18 protein-coding genes are annotated in these 18,303 nt (G+C 56.0%); 7 read left to right on the top strand and 11 right to left on the bottom strand.

The features are described 5' to 3' along the window. Window positions 1–23: 23 nt before the first annotated feature. Window positions 24–995 carry a helix-turn-helix domain-containing protein gene (locus tag R3F64_RS12705; protein ID WP_332611803.1) on the top strand — a complete coding sequence of 324 codons (972 nt, stop codon included), beginning with the start codon at window positions 24–26 and terminating at the stop codon, window positions 993–995. Here R3F64_RS12705 and R3F64_RS12710 read toward each other — a convergent pair. Further along, the gene (locus tag R3F64_RS12710) at window positions 942–3,764 is read right to left on the bottom strand and encodes a bifunctional diguanylate cyclase/phosphodiesterase (RefSeq protein ID WP_254902881.1); all 2,823 of its coding nucleotides are present in this window, start codon (window positions 3,762–3,764) and stop codon (window positions 942–944) included. The genes R3F64_RS12705 and R3F64_RS12710 overlap by 54 nt on opposite strands. Before the next feature lie 470 nt (window positions 3,765–4,234). Here R3F64_RS12710 and R3F64_RS12715 point away from each other — a divergent pair, with 470 nt between their 5' ends. The 4 genes from R3F64_RS12715 to zigA all read left to right on the top strand — a co-directional run bounded on the left by R3F64_RS12715 (window position 4,235) and on the right by zigA (window position 7,184). Beyond that, window positions 4,235–4,585 carry a helix-turn-helix domain-containing protein gene (locus R3F64_RS12715; RefSeq protein WP_085918396.1) on the top strand — a complete coding sequence of 117 codons (351 nt, stop codon included), beginning with the start codon at window positions 4,235–4,237 and terminating at the stop codon, window positions 4,583–4,585. 193 nt (window positions 4,586–4,778) lie between these two features. Next, window positions 4,779–5,399: a class I SAM-dependent methyltransferase gene (locus R3F64_RS12720; protein ID WP_085918395.1), complete on the top strand. Its 621-nt coding sequence runs from the start codon at window positions 4,779–4,781 to the stop codon at window positions 5,397–5,399. 170 nt (window positions 5,400–5,569) lie between these two features. Then, window positions 5,570–5,845, top strand: a complete 276-nt coding sequence (locus R3F64_RS12725) for a TIGR03643 family protein (RefSeq protein ID WP_085918394.1) — start codon at window positions 5,570–5,572, stop codon at window positions 5,843–5,845. Window positions 5,846–5,957: 112 nt separating this feature from the next. Continuing rightward, entirely contained in the window at window positions 5,958–7,184 is a 1,227-nt protein-coding gene (gene zigA / locus R3F64_RS12730) for a zinc metallochaperone GTPase ZigA (RefSeq protein ID WP_332611806.1), read from the top strand. 7 nt (window positions 7,185–7,191) lie between these two features. On the opposite strand, the gene R3F64_RS12735 is transcribed toward zigA, so the two are convergent. The 5 genes from R3F64_RS12735 to R3F64_RS12755 all read right to left on the bottom strand — a co-directional run bounded on the left by R3F64_RS12735 (window position 7,192) and on the right by R3F64_RS12755 (window position 12,082). Further along, window positions 7,192–9,201, bottom strand: coding sequence for a RecQ family ATP-dependent DNA helicase (locus R3F64_RS12735; protein WP_332611808.1), 2,010 nt, complete (start codon window positions 9,199–9,201; stop codon window positions 7,192–7,194). 78 nt (window positions 9,202–9,279) lie between these two features. After that, window positions 9,280–10,188 (bottom strand): MBL fold metallo-hydrolase, encoded by a 909-nt coding sequence (locus tag R3F64_RS12740; protein WP_085918391.1) that lies wholly within the window; start codon window positions 10,186–10,188, stop codon window positions 9,280–9,282. A gap of 75 nt (window positions 10,189–10,263) precedes the next feature. Beyond that, window positions 10,264–10,485 (bottom strand): DUF1653 domain-containing protein, encoded by a 222-nt coding sequence (locus R3F64_RS12745; protein WP_085918390.1) that lies wholly within the window; start codon window positions 10,483–10,485, stop codon window positions 10,264–10,266. Then, the gene (gene tcdA / locus R3F64_RS12750) at window positions 10,482–11,297 is read right to left on the bottom strand and encodes a tRNA cyclic N6-threonylcarbamoyladenosine(37) synthase TcdA (RefSeq protein WP_233337338.1); all 816 of its coding nucleotides are present in this window, start codon (window positions 11,295–11,297) and stop codon (window positions 10,482–10,484) included. The genes R3F64_RS12745 and tcdA overlap by 4 nt, the downstream gene beginning before the upstream one ends. Window positions 11,298–11,311: 14 nt before the next feature. Beyond that, window positions 11,312–12,082 carry a pseudouridine synthase gene (locus tag R3F64_RS12755; RefSeq protein WP_085918388.1) on the bottom strand — a complete coding sequence of 257 codons (771 nt, stop codon included), beginning with the start codon at window positions 12,080–12,082 and terminating at the stop codon, window positions 11,312–11,314. A 185-nt stretch (window positions 12,083–12,267) separates the two neighbouring features. On the opposite strand from R3F64_RS12755, the gene sodC reads away from it, so the two are divergent. After that, window positions 12,268–12,819 carry a superoxide dismutase family protein gene (sodC, locus tag R3F64_RS12760; protein WP_085918387.1) on the top strand — a complete coding sequence of 184 codons (552 nt, stop codon included), beginning with the start codon at window positions 12,268–12,270 and terminating at the stop codon, window positions 12,817–12,819. A 99-nt stretch (window positions 12,820–12,918) separates the two neighbouring features. On the opposite strand, the gene bfr is transcribed toward sodC, so the two are convergent. From bfr to lptF, 5 genes are all read right to left on the bottom strand, one after another. Then, on the bottom strand, window positions 12,919–13,401 hold the full coding sequence (gene bfr, locus R3F64_RS12765; protein WP_085918386.1) for a bacterioferritin: 483 nt from the start codon (window positions 13,399–13,401) through the stop codon (window positions 12,919–12,921). Window positions 13,402–13,582: 181 nt separating this feature from the next. After that, window positions 13,583–13,789, bottom strand: a complete 207-nt coding sequence (locus R3F64_RS12770; protein WP_085918385.1) for a (2Fe-2S)-binding protein — start codon at window positions 13,787–13,789, stop codon at window positions 13,583–13,585. A 158-nt stretch (window positions 13,790–13,947) separates the two neighbouring features. Next, on the bottom strand, window positions 13,948–14,421 hold the full coding sequence (locus R3F64_RS12775; protein WP_199284617.1) for an RDD family protein: 474 nt from the start codon (window positions 14,419–14,421) through the stop codon (window positions 13,948–13,950). 20 nt (window positions 14,422–14,441) lie between these two features. Further along, complete coding sequence (gene lptG / locus R3F64_RS12780) at window positions 14,442–15,506, bottom strand: LPS export ABC transporter permease LptG (protein WP_199284616.1); 1,065 nt, start codon at window positions 15,504–15,506, stop codon at window positions 14,442–14,444. Beyond that, on the bottom strand, window positions 15,506–16,585 hold the full coding sequence (gene lptF / locus R3F64_RS12785) for an LPS export ABC transporter permease LptF (protein ID WP_085918382.1): 1,080 nt from the start codon (window positions 16,583–16,585) through the stop codon (window positions 15,506–15,508). The genes lptG and lptF overlap by 1 nt, the downstream gene beginning before the upstream one ends. A gap of 105 nt (window positions 16,586–16,690) precedes the next feature. Here lptF and R3F64_RS12790 point away from each other — a divergent pair, with 105 nt between their 5' ends. Next, complete coding sequence (locus R3F64_RS12790; protein ID WP_085918381.1) at window positions 16,691–18,226, top strand: leucyl aminopeptidase; 1,536 nt, start codon at window positions 16,691–16,693, stop codon at window positions 18,224–18,226. The last annotated feature ends 77 nt before the right edge of the window (window positions 18,227–18,303 follow it).

The raw sequence follows: 18,303 nt of genomic DNA on the forward strand, positions 1-18,303 counted from the left end.
AAGCAGCCACAAAGGAGTTGATCATGGACGTGTCTGGCAGCGCTCATGCACCAAAAAGATGCATTCAGGAAGCGTTTGATGCTGATGAGCACGCCAACAACCTGACGCGCTGGCAACAGCAATACGACCAGTTAAGCCCTGGCCGATTCTACGGTCGGCTGGATGAAATCGAGCTGACCGGTATGCAGGTGTTTAAAGAGCACACCGGCCAAGCGCTGCGTCAAGACTGCTGCGTGTGGCCCAACTCGCTGTGGATTGGCATACCGCCATTAACACAAGGATCACGCATTAACGGACAAGCGCTGAATGTCGATGAGGTCATGTGTCGACCAGGCGGCCACGACTTTGAACTCGTCACCCCAGATGCGTTTGATATTTATGGTTTGGTGGTTGACTTGCCCACGCTGAACGCCGCCGCAGCGCAACAGGGTATTAGGCTGGATGAACGATGGCAGCAAGTACCACGCCGCCATGTGGCGCATGACACGCTGAGTGCCGTTACGTTTTTGCTGGAAAAGTTAGTGGTTAACCCGAAAGGCACCATTGCCGAACGACTGCATCGAGATATTTTTTTGATGGCTCTGCTTGAATTACTGCAGGCGGAAAAGCCTTGCCAGGAAGCACCACCCAGCTATGCGCATCGAAAAGAAGTCGTCGACCGCGTTAAGCGTTACGTCGACGAACATCTGGAAGGACCGGTCACCATGGAGGCACTGTGCGAACTGACCCATGTCAGCAGGCGCACGCTGCAATACAGCTTTACCACCATTCTTGGCGTCAGCCCGCTGCAGTTTCTGCGCCTTACCCGGCTCAACCGGGTTCGACGGGCATTGCGGGCCGCAGCCCCTGATCAGTCGGTGACCGAGATTGCCACTTATTGGGGGTTCTGGCATCTGGGTCAGTTCGCCCATGACTACAAGCAACAGTTTGGTGAATGTCCCTCACAAACGCTGAGCGCCCACAAGCCAGCGTTCAGCAAACTGGTCGGCGGGTAGCGGCCGATCAAAATAGTAGCCTTGCGCCTGGGTACACCCCATCGCCAGCAGTGCTTCCGCCTGGGAGGCATGTTCAATACCTTCCGCGATCGTTGCGAGCCCCAAGGTGGTGGCCATGGCAATAATTGTCTCGACTATAACGCGGTCATTGTCGCTGGTGAGCATGTCGCGAACGAATGAAATATCAATCTTGATTTTATCGGCGGCAAAACGCTTTAAATAGGCCAACGACGAATACCCTGTACCAAAGTCATCAATCGCCAATCCCAACCCTTTTCCTTTCAGGGTTTTGGTCATGGCTATGGCCTTTTCGGGATTCACCATGATACCGCTTTCGGTGATTTCCAGGCTGAGCATTGAGGCTTCCACCTGAAACTGCTGGCAGTAGTCCAATAGTGACCTTACCAGATCACCGTCTTCAAACTGGTCGGCCGCAATGTTGATCGCCAACTGCCCCGGTAGCCACAGGCCCTGTTGGTGCCATTGCGCCAGATGCCGACAGGCTTCTTCTATAACCCAGTTGCCCAGCGCCACCATCATGCCGCGGTCTTCGGCAATGGGAATAAACTTGCCAGGTGACACGACACCAAGTTCCTCATCGTGCCAACGGCATAACGCCTCAGCGCCGATTAACTTTCCATTCCGAAGGTCGACCTGTGGCTGAAAATGCAGACGCAGTTGTTTTTCTGTAATGGCATTGGACAGCCGTTTGGCTATCTGCAACTGCTCAGCGACTTCGCACTCCATCCACGGTTCAAAGACACAAACAGGCAGCTTTTGGCGCTTGGCTTGGTAGATGGCAATGTCGGCATCCTTAAGAAGGTCCAAAGGCGTTGTTGCATGCCGAGGGGAGAGCGAGATGCCGACACTGACCGTGAGTTCGAAGGATTGCTGGTAGATGCTGAAAGGATCCTCGATGCACTTGCACAATCGCCGTGCATTTGCCAGGGCTTCGGCTTCATCGCGAGCAGGGCAGACCACAACAAACTCATCTCCGCCCAACCGTGCCAGATACTCGTTGTGCGTCAATGATGCCGCCAAGCGACTGGCCACTTCTTTAAGGACTAGATCCCCCAAATCGTGCCCGGCGGTGTCATTGATCTCTTTGAAATGATTAAGGTCCAGAATTAACAGTGCCAGGCCCGGAGCCGGTATATCGGTGAGCACATGCTTTAAGTGGCGCATGAAAGCCGCTCGGTTGGGTAATTGGGTACCCGTGTCATTAAAGGCCAGTTGCCTTATACGGCTTTCATCTTCCTGGCGCTCCAGCTCTGACGCAGCACGGGCTGCAAATATCTGCAGCACATTACGTACAATCTCCACCTCGGCCAGCGGCTCTTTGAACATCACGCCAACAAGCCCCATGGGTTGACCATGGCTATTATCCAAGCGCCTCCCTACATACCCATTTACCCAACTCAGCGCCCCCTTCGTTTCACCGGGAAGCATGAAGGCAGCATCTTTATGAACAATGCATTCCTGTTCGACCATCACCTTGTGGCAAGGCACCCCAGGCAGGTAGTAGGTAAAATTATCCTGAAGCTGGCCTTCTACGTACAGCGTTAATGTACAAGCGAAATCAGTATCTTGCTCATCCAGCAGCGCAATAAACCCGACTTCTGCCGATAAGGCCTCGGCCATGTGTACCGTGAGTTGATGAAGAAACGCCTCGCCGCTACTGGCGGAGACGGCCGTCGCAATTCTGGTGACCGCATGCTGGATACGTGCTTCCGCTTGTTTTTGCCGACGGCTATAGATCCCTAATGATAGTTCATCGACCAGTTCTTCCAGCAACTGCATTTCTTCGACGTTCAGCCTGTCAGACTGTCGATGATAAAGCGTCATTACACCGTACTGCTTATCGGCATACTGAAGCGGCAAGGCAACCACCTGTTCGGCTCCCAGCACGCTGAGGGCCTGATTAACCCCCAAAGGCAATGTTTCATCATTGGGGCGCTCAATGACGACAGGACGATTAAGCTGCAGCGCTCTCTCGGCCAGCCCTTTGCAGTAACGTGAAATAAAGAGCTGAGCGGGGCTCAACCAGGAAGCGGCCTCACCGTCTTCATCCGCCATCGCCTCTATGGATAAAACCTCCTCTGATCCCGCATCAGGCGTAAACGCGGTAACCCAGGCGCCAGCGTACCCGCCGATGCCCACCGCCAAGCTGCACGCTGACTGCAACAAATGTTGTTCGCTACCGGTATGCATTAATAAATCGTGACGCCGATTCATTAGCTGCAGTGCTCTTTTCTTTCTGCGTAACCGTGCTTGAACATTATCCTGGGTGAGTTGGCGGGCAAGTTCGGTTCCCCCCAGTATCGCGATGACTCGCAAGATCTCTTCAGCGTAGGCAGGCAGCACCAGAGGTGACGAGTGCATGATGGCAAGCACCCCCATGCAGGTGCCGTCGGGTGCTTGTAGCGCCATGCCCCAATAGCCTTCCGCCGATAGCTCACCCAGCCGTGCGTCATTAGGGAAGTGGTCGCTTACACCCGACAGGGTGCGCCAGCGGGTTAGCATAACGACCTGTTCGCAGGGTGTGTCCTTTACAGCGTACGTATCCAGCTCGCTGGGCGCCCCATGGGTCCAGAAGGCCAAAGGGGTTGCGATACCACGCTCAGAATCAAAGCGTGCCAATAGCACATGGTCAACGCACAGGATGTCCGAGAGCGCTTTTACCAAGTGATAAAAAAAACCGTTTTCACTGACAGAGGTCAAGCTGTCAGCCAACTGCCCAAAAACCACTGGAGCCTTAGTAGAAGACATGATATTAACGCCTTGAAATCCGACAGGTACGCCACGTCTGCTCGCCAAAGGCTGTATAAGGCTGCGGTGTGATCATCCCTGAACCATTCGCTAGTAGAGTAAATAATTTCATGTATTACGTTATAAACCACGACCCGCCGCTTCCAACGGCAGGGCCTACACCCGCTGTGCGTCTAAATCTGCCTTTAATTTGGCATCAGCTAAGGCCCACCTAATCAACTACGTCCATTTATGAAAACGCGAAAATAGCTTCAACTCACCCCTAAAAAACCAACTAAAAACACCCAACTTACTTTTAATTAAATGATCAAAGAAATTAAATTTTTCATCTGCCTATTTCCCCTGCAGACGTTGCTATCAAAAACTCTCTATCCTGCTGTACATCAACCTAAAAAGTTGATATTCAACCCAAACAGTCCTTCATGTCAATAGGTTGATCCTCAACCATTTAGGTCTATACGGAGGGCACTGTGAACAAAACTGAACAGAAACGGCTAGCTAGCAACATTGGCAGAGCAATTGCCAAGCAGCGGATTCGCAGTCAACTTACCCAGGAAGAAGTGGCTGAACGCTTGGGCATTGGCAATGAGGCCGTGTCGCGGATAGAGCGTGGCAGGGTGATCCCCAACATCGTTCGGCTGCTGGAACTGGCAGAAATCTTCAACTGCGAGGCCGCATTGTTATTAGGGCAAGCCAGCTTTCACCTGGACGACCAGTCCAGTCGGGTAAAGCAACTTCTGGCACCACTCGATACAAGTGACCGCCAGCTGTTACTCGATATTCTCGAGAATCTAACCAACCGTTTTAATCATAAAAAATAAATTAAAGCCGATTAAAAATAAGAAAAGCTTCATAAAACTATATTAAAAAAACAAACTGACCATCAGCCTTTAAACAATGACCTCATAAAATTAAAGCAAGATCGAGCCTTCCCGAAGCCCCACCCTTGTTGGTGACCTTTACTCATTCGTGCTATAGATGATTGATCAACGCTGCATGCCAGTGAGGGCATTGATGCTCAACACCACCGTTTGGAACCGTATACGCTATACCGCCTATGCGCCACTATACGATGCCATTGCGAGTCGTGCTTTTCGCAGGCCTCGGCGGGTGGCGCTGGGTCAGGTGGACTGGGAACCTGGAATGCGCGTCTTGCTGGTGGGGGCTGGCACTGGGTTAGACCTTCCTTTTATACCTCGTGAGCTGGAGATTCATTTAACCGACCTGACACCCGCCATGGTCACGCGCGCCAAGACTCGTGCTCATCGCTATCAGCGCGATGTCACTTGCCACGTAATGGATGCTGAAGCGCTAACCTATCCGGACGAGCATTTCGACGTTGTGATCATGCATTTACTGCTCGCTGTCATGCCCAACCCCCAGCAAGGTCTGGCTGAAGCTTACCGCGTACTCAGGCCTGGCGGTCAGTTATGCGTGATGGACAAGTTCCAGCCTGACGGCCAGCCAGCAGGTGCTAGTCGACGTCTTGTCAATATAGTGACGTCTGCACTCGCAACCGATATTACCCGCCAAGCAGAGCCGTTGCTTACCCAGGCCGGATTCCAGATCCGCCACGACGAACCGGTCCTGATGAACGGCTTGTTTCGTGCCCTGTTGGCCGCCAAACCCGAATGACACCTTATATTGCGACGCTATGTCGCCCGGTTGGACTGGTGCCATCCAACACCCTCGCCTACCATACGGGCTGACGCTCTTTTCCAGGTTCTGCGCTGGATCGCCATAAAACGCCGCCACTCGTCGCGTGTACGCACTTACATTTTCCCTAAACTCAAAAAGGTATCGCCATGCCCAAAGCTGCCGTCAAACGGTTTCGCCGCCTACCTGACGATGAACAGTCACGCATCATCGAAATGGCCTGGGAAGACCGCACGCCATTTGAAGCCATTGCAACGCTCTATGGTCTTGCCGAACCCGATGTAATCGAGGTAATGCGCCACCAGCTGAAACCGGCTTCATTTCGCCTCTGGCGCAAACGGGTCACCGGCCGCGCGACGAAACATACCGCTCTGCGCTCACCGGATGTCCTACGCGGCTACTGCCCAACGCAATATAAGCGCTGATTGCTGCTCATGAAGAGCTTCATGTAGACGCCAGAGAAACATATCTTTCTGTTGCCACCTCTTTTTTGTTATATTATTACATAACATACTATCATTTAGAGGTGACCTGGTAATGACTGCGCTTTCTCCTTTACCCGTGACAGTGCTCTCGGGTTTTCTGGGTGCTGGCAAAACCACCGTGCTCAATCATATTCTTGCCAACCGTGAAGGTCGCCGTGTGGCGGTCATCGTCAACGATATGAGCGAGGTCAATATCGACGGCGCGCTGGTGCGCGGCGGCCCTGGCCAGTCGACGCTGGATGTCGAGGTGGCGCTTAATCGCAGTGAGGAACGGCTGGTCGAGATGAGCAATGGCTGCATCTGCTGCACCCTGCGTGAAGACTTGCTGGAAGAGGTCAGCCAACTGGCCCGGGAAGGCAAGTTCGATTATCTAGTGGTTGAGTCCACCGGCATTTCCGAGCCGTTGCCCGTGGCGGAAACCTTCACGTTCGAAGATGAAAGCGGCCAGAGCCTTTCCCACCTAGCGCGGCTGGATACGCTGGTCACTGTGGTCGACGGGGCAAATTTTCTGGAGCAGTACCGCGAAGCGCAAAGCCTGTCCGAAGCAGGCGAAAGTTTGGGTGAAGAGGATGAACGCAACGTGGCCGACCTGCTGGTCGATCAAGTTGAGTTTTGCGACGTCTTGCTGATCAGCAAGACCGATCTGATTAGCGACAAAGAGCTGGACGCTCTAAAAGCCATTCTGCGCTCGCTGAACCCCGATGCTGAACTGGTGCCGATTACTCAGGGCGACGTGCCGCTGGATAAGGTGCTCGACACCGACAAGTTTAACTTTGAGCGCGCACAACTGGCACCCGGCTGGCTGAAAGAGATGCGCGGTGAGCACGTGCCCGAAACCGAAGAGTACGGCATCGTCAGCTTTGCCTACCATGCCCGCCGCCCCTTCCATCCCCAAAAATTTCACGACCTGCTGAATCAGGAGTGGTTCGGTAACGGCCTGCTACGCTCGAAAGGCTTCTTCTGGCTGGCGACCCGCCCGCGCTACGCGGGCCAGTGGAGCCAGGCAGGCGGTATCGCCCACCACGGTATGGCCGGCGTATTCTGGAAAGCCATTCCTGAAGACCAATGGCCGGACGACCCAGAAACACGACAGTTTATTATGGACAAGTGGCAAGAACCGTTTGGCGACATGCGCCAGGAACTGGTATTTATCGGCCAGAGTCTGGATCAAGCCAAAATGCGCGCAGCGCTGGATGATTGCCTGCTGAGTGAAGCAGAGTTGCTCGAAGGCATGGAAGCGTGGAAGACGCTACCCGACCCCTTCCCTGCTTGGGAATGACATGTCGTTAGTGGTCGGCATTGCCTAAATGCCTTTCAGCCCACTGGCGCACGTCCGGGTAGGGCCGCTGTTCGAAAACCGCGAAGCCGTTAAGGCCACGAGCTTTGAGCGGTGTGAATATCGGCATGGTGAGGCCGCACAGAAAGTGCGCCAGCCGCTGCGCATTAGGCGGCTGACTAAACTGTTCGGTGTGGCGCTCAATCAGCGGCCTGGCATAGCGCGCAAAATCAGCATCGCTTAGCGCGGGCAGCGGCGGCGCATCCGGCAGTCGCACGGGGTGGCCGTAACACACCGAGCAGTGCCCGCAGCGGCCCTGCTCGGTCTCGGGTGGTGCTTCAAAAGTGCTATCGCCAAAGTGTTCGGCCAGCCGCCGCGTCAGACAACTTTCCGATTCAAACAGCGCCAGCATGGCCTGTAGCCGCTCAATCTCAATTCGTTCCCGATGTCGGCATTCGTCAATTAACTGACTCGCCAGCGCATCAATGGCAAAATTCGGCTGAAGCACCTCGTACACGTCGGTCATCCGCTTGCCTTCCAGGGTCAGCCAGCCTTTATCCTGAAAGTACTCAAGCGCAGCAATCACGCGGGCACGGGAGGCGTCAATCTGCTGGGCCTGCCCCGCACTGTGCAGGCGCTCAAAATCCACCGTTCCCCAGGTCCGGGCGATGGGGATGTTATCGACAATAAGGCGCACAAAGGCCGCGCGCTCGCCCTCAAAGCGGCTCACCAGTTCCGCGGGTTCGATGTGATAGCGCAGCCGATACTCGGCGAGAAACGCAAAGCGCGGGGCGATAATGCCGTGCATTTCCAACCGCACTAATAGAGTTTTCAATGGCAGCGAACGGATATTGGTGTCGCGGGAAAGCGTGAAAAGCAACACTTCCCACTGGCGGTCGGGCTGGCCACCTGCTGCCGCGATCTCTTCCAGCAAGCGGACAATGCCGGCGTATTCGGGGGTATCGCCATAAACGAAATTTTCCAGCACCCGCAAGCCATCGCGTCCCGCCATGGTGAGGCAGGTGGAAGGCCGGCCGTCGCGCCCCGCCCGGCCGATCTCCTGGCTGTAGTTTTCGATGGATTTGGGCAGGTCATAGTGAACGACGTTGCGGATATTGCCCTTGTCGATGCCCATGCCAAAGGCAATGGTGGCCACGATGCAGGGCGATTCCCCGCGCATGAACTGCCCCTGAATCTCATCCCGCCGCTGCGAATCGAGCCCTGCATGATATGCCTGGGCGGCAATGCCTTGAGCCGTCAGCGCTTTCGCCACCTGCTCTGCAGTTTGCTGCAGGGTGACATAGATAATCGTCGGCGCCTCAAAGCCCGGTTGCATCTGCGGTGTCAGCCACTCAATCAACTGCTGCTGGCGATCCTCCAGGGCAGGTGCCACCAGCAACTCAAGATTGGGACGGTAGAAGCCGGTGGTGATGACGTTATCCGGCGCGATGGCAAACTTCTCACGCATATCGGCGATAACGGCGGGCGTTGCCGTGGCGGTGAGCAACAGCACCTGGGGAATGGCAAACTCACGCTGGTAGTCCGGCAGTTTGAGGTAATCGGGGCGGAAGTTATGCCCCCATTCAGAGAGGCAGTGGGCTTCGTCGACCACCATAAGCGAAATACGCACCTGGCGTAGAAAGTGCCGAAAACGCTCGTTCTTGAGCCGCTCCACCGAGACCATGAGGATTTTCAGCTCGCCGCTTTTGGCTCGCTCCATGACGTCACGGGTGGTGTCACGGTCTTGGGTGGAATCAATACTCGCTGCGGCCACACCATGACGGGCCAGAAAGGAAAGCTGATCCTGCATTAGCGCCAGCAGCGGCGACACCACCAGGGTCAAGTGCGGAAGGTGAATCGCTGGCAACTGATAGCAGAGCGACTTCCCTGCACCGGTGGCAAAAATCGCCGCCGTGGAGTACCCATCCAGCACCCTTGACACTACCGCCTGCTGGCCACCGCGAAAGTCGTCAAAGCCGAAGACGTCCTTGAGCGTTTGTTGCGGCGATATCGGGGGCATGACCGTTCCTTGGCGGAAAAGTAAAACAGTTGGCCAACAGCCTACCGTAAAACGTACCCATCAGACTATCCGTGGGCGTTACTCCCAGGCCGCACCTTCCAGTGCATCCAGCGGAATTTTCAGGTAGCGCTTGCCGTTGGCCTCTGGTTCCGGGAGGCGACCGCCTTGGGTATTGACCTGTAGCGCGTGGAGAATCAGCTTGGGCATGGGGAGCTCGCTGTCACGTTTTTGGCGCAGCGCAATGTAGTCATCCTGGCTTTTGCCCACCAAGTGCGGGTTGTGCGCCCGCTGTTCGGCGACGCTGCTTTGCCACTGGGGCTCTCGATCATCAGGCATATAATCGTGGCCGGTGAACAAGCGAGTATGGTCGGGCAGGGAGAGAATCTGCTGGATGGAATCCCATAGCGCTTTGGCACTTCCACCGGGAAAGTCCGCCCTGGCGGTACCAAAATCAGGCTGAAAAAGGGTGTCATGAACGAAAGCCGTATCGCCGACCACATAAGTAATCGAGGCCAGTGTGTGGCCTGGCGAATACAGCACGCGGGCGTCCAGCTTACCGATTTTAAACGTGTCGCCTTCCGCAAACAGCGTGTCCCACTGACGGCCGTCGGTGGGCATTTCCGGCCAGTGATAGATATCCTTCCACAGCGCCTGCACTTGAGTGACGTGCTGGCCAATGGCGGTGGGCGCGCCGGTTTTTTCTTGTAAATAGTGGGCCGCCGAGAAGTGGTCAGCGTGGGGATGGGTATCCAGAATCCAGGCGACCGAAAGCCCTGCTTGCTCTATATAAGCCAGTAACTCGTCCGCATTAAAGGTCGCCGTCGCGCCAGACTTCTCATCGTAATCCAGCACCGGGTCAATAATCGCGCACTGCTGGGTAGCAGGGTCGCTCACTACGTACTGAACGCTGAAGGTGCGTGGATCAAAAAAACCGGCGACATCCGGCGTGCCTTCTCCCTTGTGCTGGGAAAGCGCGAAGGTCTTCATGCTTATATCCTCAATGTTGACGCCATTCAATAAAGGTTATAAAGATAGCTGATTAAAGAATATAAGCAATAGCACTCACGAAAACGCTTTTTCCAGCGCAAAACGGGGCTGGGTCTGGCCCTCTTTGCTGACTGTCTCCATAAACATCTCAAGCGGGCGCACCCAGAGACCGTAGTCGCCATACAGGGCACGATACACAACCAGCGGCTCTTCACTTTCGCTGTGCTGGGCAGTCCCGAGCACTTCGTAAAGGCTGCCTTTGTAATGGCGGTAAATACCGGGGACGGGAGCGGTCATAAAGCTTCCTTTTGAGTCGCTGGCTGGTTGGCTTTTTTGGCAAGTCGCTCAAGCACTTTTGAGGCAGCAACAAAACCAAAAGTGCCGGTTAAAAAAGTGGCGGCGCCAAAGCCTGAAGCGCAGTCCAACCGCGTGGCGTCACCGCTACCGGGCTTTTGCAGGCAGACTTCGCCGTCGCCGCTGGGGTAGATGAGCTGTTCATCGGAGTAGACGCATTCCACCGAGAAACGCCGTTTGGGGTTGCGGGAGAAGCCGTAGTCCCGGCGCAGCCGCGAGCGGACCTTTGATAGAAGCGGATCGTGCTCGGTGCGGGTTAAATCCGACACTTGAATGCGTGTCGGGTCGGTTTGCCCACCCGCCGCCCCCGTCACGGTAATCGGAATTTTGCGCCGTTTGCACCAGGCGATGAGCGCGGCCTTGGCGATCACGCTGTCGATGGCATCCACCACATGATCAGCGTCATCGGGGACGCGCTCGGCAAGATTGGCGGGCGTGACGAAGGCGGTATCAGCGACAATCTCAATCTCGGGGGCAATCAGGCGGCAGCGCTCAGCCAGTACGTCGACCTTGGGCTTGCCGATGGTGCCATCCAGCGCGTGAAGCTGCCGGTTGACGTTGGAGACACAGACATCATCCAGGTCGATCAGCGTCAGCTTGCCAATGCCCGAGCGCGCCAGCGCCTCGACTGTCCAGCTACCTACCCCACCGACGCCGACGACCACCACGTGGGCATGGCGAAATACATCCGCGGCACGCTGACCATAGAGGCGGCGAATCCCGCCGAAGCGAAAATCGTAGTCCGCAGACGACATAATATCTCCCAGGCTCATGTTAAAAGGGCGGATGGCGTGCCGACAGGCGGCGTCCGCACGCTGTCCAGGGGCAAGTGGCCAGACCAGCCCAGGTAATCAAGCAGCGTGCTCATGGTGTCATCCAGGGCACAGCTAAGCTGAATGCGCTTGTCGAACAGCGGATGGTCAAACGCCAGATAGGTCGCGGCCAGCAGTAACCGGGGAGCACTTAGCTGTTCGGCAAAAAAGCGATTGTGGACACTTTTGCCATGTTTGGCATCACCAATGATGGGGTAGCCACGCCGCGAAAGATGGCGGCGAATCTGATGGCGCCGCCCGGTCAGTGGCCGCGCCTCGACCAGCGAGTAGCGCGCCACGGGGTAGCGGTCGACCTGGACAGGTAGCTCAGCACTGTCCAGGCGGCGAATATCCGTCATCGCTGGCATCGCGGGCATTTCCGCCTTGGGGCGCGTGCCATCCTCTTCCCGGAGCGGGTAATCCAAGCGCTCACTTTCCGGGGCTTTACCGCGCACCACGGCCAGGTAGCGCTTTTCGACCTGACGTTCGCTAAAGGCGTCGCTGAGCAGAGCAGCGACCTCTGAGGATAAACCAAACACCATCACGCCTGAGGTGGGCCGGTCTAACCGATGCACCGGGTAGACGCGTTTGCCAAGCTGATTACGCAGCCGTTGAAGGAGAAATTCAGTTTCTCCACGCGCCAGCGCCGAACGGTGGACTAAAAGCCCTGACGGCTTATGTACCGCAACCAGATGCTCATCCTGATAGAGGATGTTGAGTGGCGTCATAACGCTCCTGGGTAATCATAACGAGTCACTATGGCAGAGTGCCATTGTCGCGGCTTGGCGCGGCGTTGTCACCCACGCGATGGGAAAAGCGCGGGACGAACGATTGGCAGTTTAGCCCTCATGCAGCTACTTTAAGGAAGTACCTTATCGCGAAATTTCCATGGACAAGGAAAGGAGACATCATCATGCGTCATGCAGCAATAATCGGCGGTCTTTCCGCCTCTCTACTGCTCGTCTCTGCTGCTCAGGCTAACAACAGCATGGATGTAGGAATGCATAAAATCAGCGCCGAAGGCGTCGGCGAGTCCATCGGCAGCATCACGCTGGAAGACACTGAACATGGCCTGCTGTTGACGCCTGACCTCAGCGATCTGGAGACTGGCCCCCATGGCTTTCATGTACACCAGAACCCAAGCTGCGAGGCTCAGGAAAACGACAGCGGGCACATGACCGCGGGGCTTTATGCCGGGGGCCATTATGACCCGGAAGAAACAGGCAGCCACAAAGGGCCCTACGACGACGGCCACCTGGGCGATTTACCCGTGCTTATCGTCGATGAAGACGGCAACGCCACTCTACCTGTCCTCGCGCCGCGCTTGAGTGTCGAGGATGTAAAAGGCCGCAGCATCATGATTCACGAAGGCGGCGATAACTATTCGGATGACCCTGAAGCACTGGGTGGCGGCGGAAGCCGCGTGGGCTGTGGCATCGTAGAAGCCTCTGACGACAGTGAATAACGCTTAGAGACAGCCAAAAACAAAACGGGCAGCCAATGATGGCTGCCCGTTTTGCGTTGTGCGATTGGCTCAGCTGTTAAGCTGGTTCAACTCAAGCGATTACTCGTCGCCTGCCATCTGCATCTGGCGCTGCATATAATTCTGAATACCCACCTTGTCGATCAAGCCAAGCTCGGTTTCGATGTGGTCGATATGATCTTCTTCGTCGGCGAGCAGGTCGCGCAGCAAATCGCGGGTAACGTAATCTTTAACGCTCTCGCAATAGGTAATGGCTTCGATGTAATCGTTGCGGCCATCGTGCTCGATCTTCAGATCGCTTTCGAGCATCTCTTTGACATTTTCGCCGATATACAGCTTGCCGAGATCCTGCAGGTTGGGAATGCCTTCAAGGAACAGGATACGCTCGATAAGTTTATCGGCGTGCTGCATCTCTTCGATGGATTCGTCGTATTCCCACTTGGCCAGCGCTTGCAGGCCCCAGTCCTTGTACATCTTGGCATGCAAAAAGTACTGATTGATGGCCACCAGCTCGTTGCCAAGTGCAATATTGAGATGCTCAATTACTTTCGGATCACCTTTCATGACGTCACCTTTTTGCTGTAATGCTGATAGTTTAGCAGGCTCTATCAAGCAGTTACGTTAATGGAGGAGTATTGACCATAAAAGGCGTACTCCCAGCCTTACTGGGAGTATAGAGATGAGGACTAAAAATTCAAGCAAATCATATATTTGCTAAAGATAACCCTAACAATAGTGATTCGCGTCAAACGGCATATGCCAAGCCAGCATTGGCTTCCAGGCGCGCCTCATGAACCGCTTCGCGGGTCACCGACTTGGCGAAGCATGCGCACTTGCCGCATTGGGTGGCACAGCCGGTTGCTTCACGGACTTCCTGCCAGCTACGCGCGCCGTCGCTCACCTGCTGGCGGATCTGATGGTCAGTTACTCCCTTGCACACACACACGTACATGGCTGCACCTCATAAAGTTCATAAGGTGAATGTAAATGAGTCGCATACATCTTTGCAAGTAAAAATGCATGACCTTTGGTATCGATTCGTCTTAAGTAACGTGAGGGTGCATGTAACTGATTGTCGGGAACGACATTTCATCCACTTGCAAAGAAAAATTAATGCTTGGGCAATTTCACGGTCTGGGTGCCAGAAGCGATGTCTGGCCAGCTGCGGCACTGGCTATCAAACAACACCCACCAGTAACCTATTCCCAGCGCTGCCAGGGAAAGCCAGGCCATGAGGCAGCGCACCAGACTTTGCTTGAGTGAAATGCTCTCTCCATCGAGGGTTTGCACACGCAGCCGCCACGCCTGCATGCCCAGCGTCATGCCTCCGCGCTGCCAGAAGAAAACAAAAAACAGCGTCGTGATCAGCACCAGCAAAAGCCGCAAACTCCAAATATCGACGCCCTGGATGCCAATCTCTTCTGCCTTCTGACCTAGCACGAACCTGAAAAACACCAAGTGAGCGACAGTCACGGCGATCCAGATGGCTGTCACCAACAAGCCATCGTAGAGCATCGCGCCCAGGCGCGATGGCAATCCCGCGGGCCGGGTATTGGCCGGTTGCGGAAAACGTCGCTTGGTCATGGGACTCCTCGGCATCTGGATTAACCGTTGCGCCGCAGGAAGTACACTCCCACCACGGCGCACGCCAGCGTCGGGACCAGTACTGCCCAAACAGGGGAGAAACCAAAGAGTGTCGAGGCCGGTGCCAGCAAGTCCTGAACGTATTTAAAGACCAGCCCGGTCACCACGCCGTAAAACACCCGCGTGCCCGCCGCCACGGTGCGCAGCGGACCAAACACGAACGAAGCGGCAATCAAGACCAGCGACCCCATGGTCAGCGGCATTAACATTTTTTGCCAGAAATACAGCAACGGCTGGTCCGCCTGCATACCTTGCTCTTCAAGGAAGCGCGCGTAAGCCCAAAGTTCGCTGGGTGCCTGACTCTCTACCGAACGCAACAGGCGCTCCAGCTGAAGCGGGGTGAAGTCGGTTTCCCAGCGCAAGGTTTGAGCTTGCTCAGACTCGGTGTGGTCATCAAAAATCTGCGTGGTGGCGACATCTTCCAGTTGCCACCCGCCATCGTCCCAGATAGCGCGTTGCGCATGGGTCGCTTCGACGAGACGTTCCTCGTCAAACCGGTAACGCGTCAGGTCGAGCACCACATTGTCAGCCCGGATAGCCCCGAAGCGGTAAACACTGTCTCCTTCGACCTGCCAGCCGCTGCGGCTGGTTAACATGGCCCCCTCACCCTGAAGCTGTTCAAGCCGCCACGCTTCGGCATATTGTTCGGTGCGCGGGCTGACATACTCGGCCACCATCAGTACGACCACGACGACGACCAGCACAGGCTTCATCACGCTCCAGACAATACGTCCCAGTGAACGGCCCGCCGCTCGCATCACGGTCAGTTCATTACTTGACGCCATGCTGCCCAGGCCGATCAGCGCACCTATCAGCACCGCGACCGGCGCATATTGGTAAAACCGCCAGGGAGTCCGCATCAGTAGATAGAACAGTGCATCCAGTGCCGAATAGCCTTCCTGCACATCACCCAGATCGTCGATGTAGGCGATGGTGATATCCAATCCGAGCAGAACAAACTGCACCACCACAATGGCCGCCAGCACATTGCGAGCAATATAGCGGTCGAGTCGATCAACGATCATCAGCGCATCCCCTTGCGTTGCGAGTGCCAGATCAGCAAGAGCCCCAAGGCTAGAAACAGCCCATGGACGGGCCATATGCCCACGCTAGTGGACCACGCCCCGCTACCCACCGCATCGACAGCCGCCAGCAATAAGCTCAGGTACGCAACGTATAAAAAGACCGCGGGAAGCAACTTGGCAAACCGCCCCTGTCGGGGGTTAACCCGCGAGAGCGGCTGCGCCATGATCGCCAGAATGAAGACCATCAGCGGCAACCCCGCCCGCCACTGCCATTGGGCCTGGGCACGATCATTGTCATCCTGCCAAAGTGCCAACGTCGTGGCGTACTCCAGCGAATCCAGTTCCTGGCGGTCGCGACTCAGGCCAAGCCGCAACGTGTAGCGCTCAAACGTCAAGCGTTCGGCGTTTCGCTGCCCCGGGGTCACGCCGTAACGCTCACCGTCATTAAGCACCAGAAAGCGGCTACCGGTATCCATCCGCGTTTCCTGATAACCCGACACTGCACGCGTGACATAGTTGTGTTCGGCATCATCACCAGGCTGACGCTGTTCATGAACCAACACATCCTGCATTTCGCTTCCATCATCATTGAAACCGCTGATATAGGCGGTACGCCCACCTCCAAACTCCTGAAAGCGGCCGGGGGCCAGGACTGAAACGTCCAAGCGGCTTTCCTGTTCTTCTATGATGGCAGCGGTCTGGAGGGCCCCCGCCGGTGTCAGCCACAGGCTGCAAACACCTACCACTATCGCCACCGCCGAAGCGGGCAATAACGTCACCTTGAGAAGCCGCTTGGGGCTCATGCCACAGGCCACCATAACGGTAATTTCGCTGTTCATGTACAACTGGCCATAAGCCAGCAATATGCCCAGAAAAAACGAAAGCGGCAGGATAAGCTCCATGAACCCCGGCAGGTGATAGACCATCAAGCTACCCAGGATATTGACCGGAAAGTCTCCCTCCGCGGCGTCGGAAAAATAGCGGATAAAGCGGCTGCCCATGATCACCAACAACAAAATGCCCGCTACAGCGGACATGGTGACCAGAACTTCTCGTGTTAAATAGCGAAATAAGATCAACGCGCTCTCCGGCTAGTCGTGCAGGATGTTATGCAACACCTGCAGTGCTTGGGTACACTGGGACATTATCCTGAATACCTCGATGCTTGTCTTGTTGGAGACGTCATGGAATTTTCCGTTCAAACGGCTAACCCTGCCAAAATAGAAACGGCCTGCCTGGTCGTTCCTGTTTACAAGGTACCTGACCACAAAAGTAGCGACTTATTACCCGCCGTTGCCAAACTCGACGATGCCAGCGAACAGTTGATCGGCCAGCTTGTCGCCAGTGGCGACATTGATGCCAGCCTCGCAAACGTTCAGCTATTGCCGTATGCCCCAGGTCTGGGTGCCGAGCGCCTGCTGATTGTTGGCCTTGGCGAACGCGAAAAATGTCATGAAACGGCGTATCTGAAGGCGCTGGATGCTGCCATGGCGGCGCTGATCAAACTTCCCATCGATAATGCCAGCGTCATGCTGACCGAAGTGCCGCTTGCCGATCGCGATACGGGCTGGAAAGCGCGCAAAGTGCTCGAAAGTATCGAACGCGCGAACTACCGGTTTGATCAGTTCAAGCGCAACCCGGCGCCAGCGGCAAGCCTGACGCAATTGAACCTGATGATCAGCAATGCCGCCGATGCCGAAGGGGCTCGACAGGGCGCCCACCAGGGTAGCGCCATCGGTCAGGGCATCAACTATACGCGTACGCTAGGCAATCTGCCGGGAAATGTCTGCACGCCGAGCTACTTGGCCGACCAGGCGGAACAGCTTGGACGCGAATCCCAAGGCGCTTTGGCCGTCGATATTCTGGACGAAGAGGCGCTTGCCGAATTGGGCGCGGGCGCCCTGCTATCGGTCGGTCGTGGCAGTCGAGAGCCAAGTCGCCTGATCGTCATGCACTATAAAGGGGCCGACAATGCGGAAGAAGCCCCCCATGTCTTGATCGGCAAGGGTATCACCTTCGACACAGGCGGCATTTCGCTCAAGGCTGGCGAAGGCATGGACGAGATGAAGTTCGACATGGGCGGGGCGGCCAGCGTCTTTGGCACGGTCAAAGCGCTCCTCACGATCAAGCCCAAGCTGAATCTGGTGTTTATCGTCGCCGCAGCGGAAAACATGCCGGACGGCGCCGCCACCAAACCCGGCGATATCATTACCACGCTCAAGGGGCTGACCGTTGAGGTGCTCAATACCGACGCCGAAGGCCGTCTGGTGCTGTGCGACGCGCTGACCTATGCCGAGCGCTTCAAGCCGGCAAGCGTGGTCGATATTGCCACGCTCACAGGTGCAGCCATCATCGCGCTGGGCCATCATGCCACCGGTCTGCTCTCCAATGATGATGACCTCGCCCTTGACCTGCTGGATGCAGGCGAAGGCGCCTGGGATCGTGCCTGGCACCTACCGCTGTGGGATGAATATCAGGAACAGCTCGACTCCAACTTCGCCGACCTGGCCAATATCGGTGGCCGCCCTGCGGGCACGATTACCGCGGCGTGTTTCCTGTCGCGTTTTGCCGACCGTTTCCCCTGGGCACACCTGGACATTGCCGGCACCGCCTGGCACTCCGGCAAGCAGAAAGGTGCCACCGGCCGCCCCGTCGGCCTGCTCACCCAGTACCTTCTGGACCGGGAAAACGACGTCCAGGTTGAAAATGGCGACGACTAGACAACCAGCGGTTGCCTTTAAGCGCCACAACCGTTAAACCTGAACACATCAAGGCGTACTGGGCCTGACTCTGTGCG

This window comes from Halomonas sp. 5021, from assembly GCF_036663435.1.
GTDB classification, from domain to species: Bacteria; Pseudomonadota; Gammaproteobacteria; order Pseudomonadales; family Halomonadaceae; genus Vreelandella; species Vreelandella janggokensis.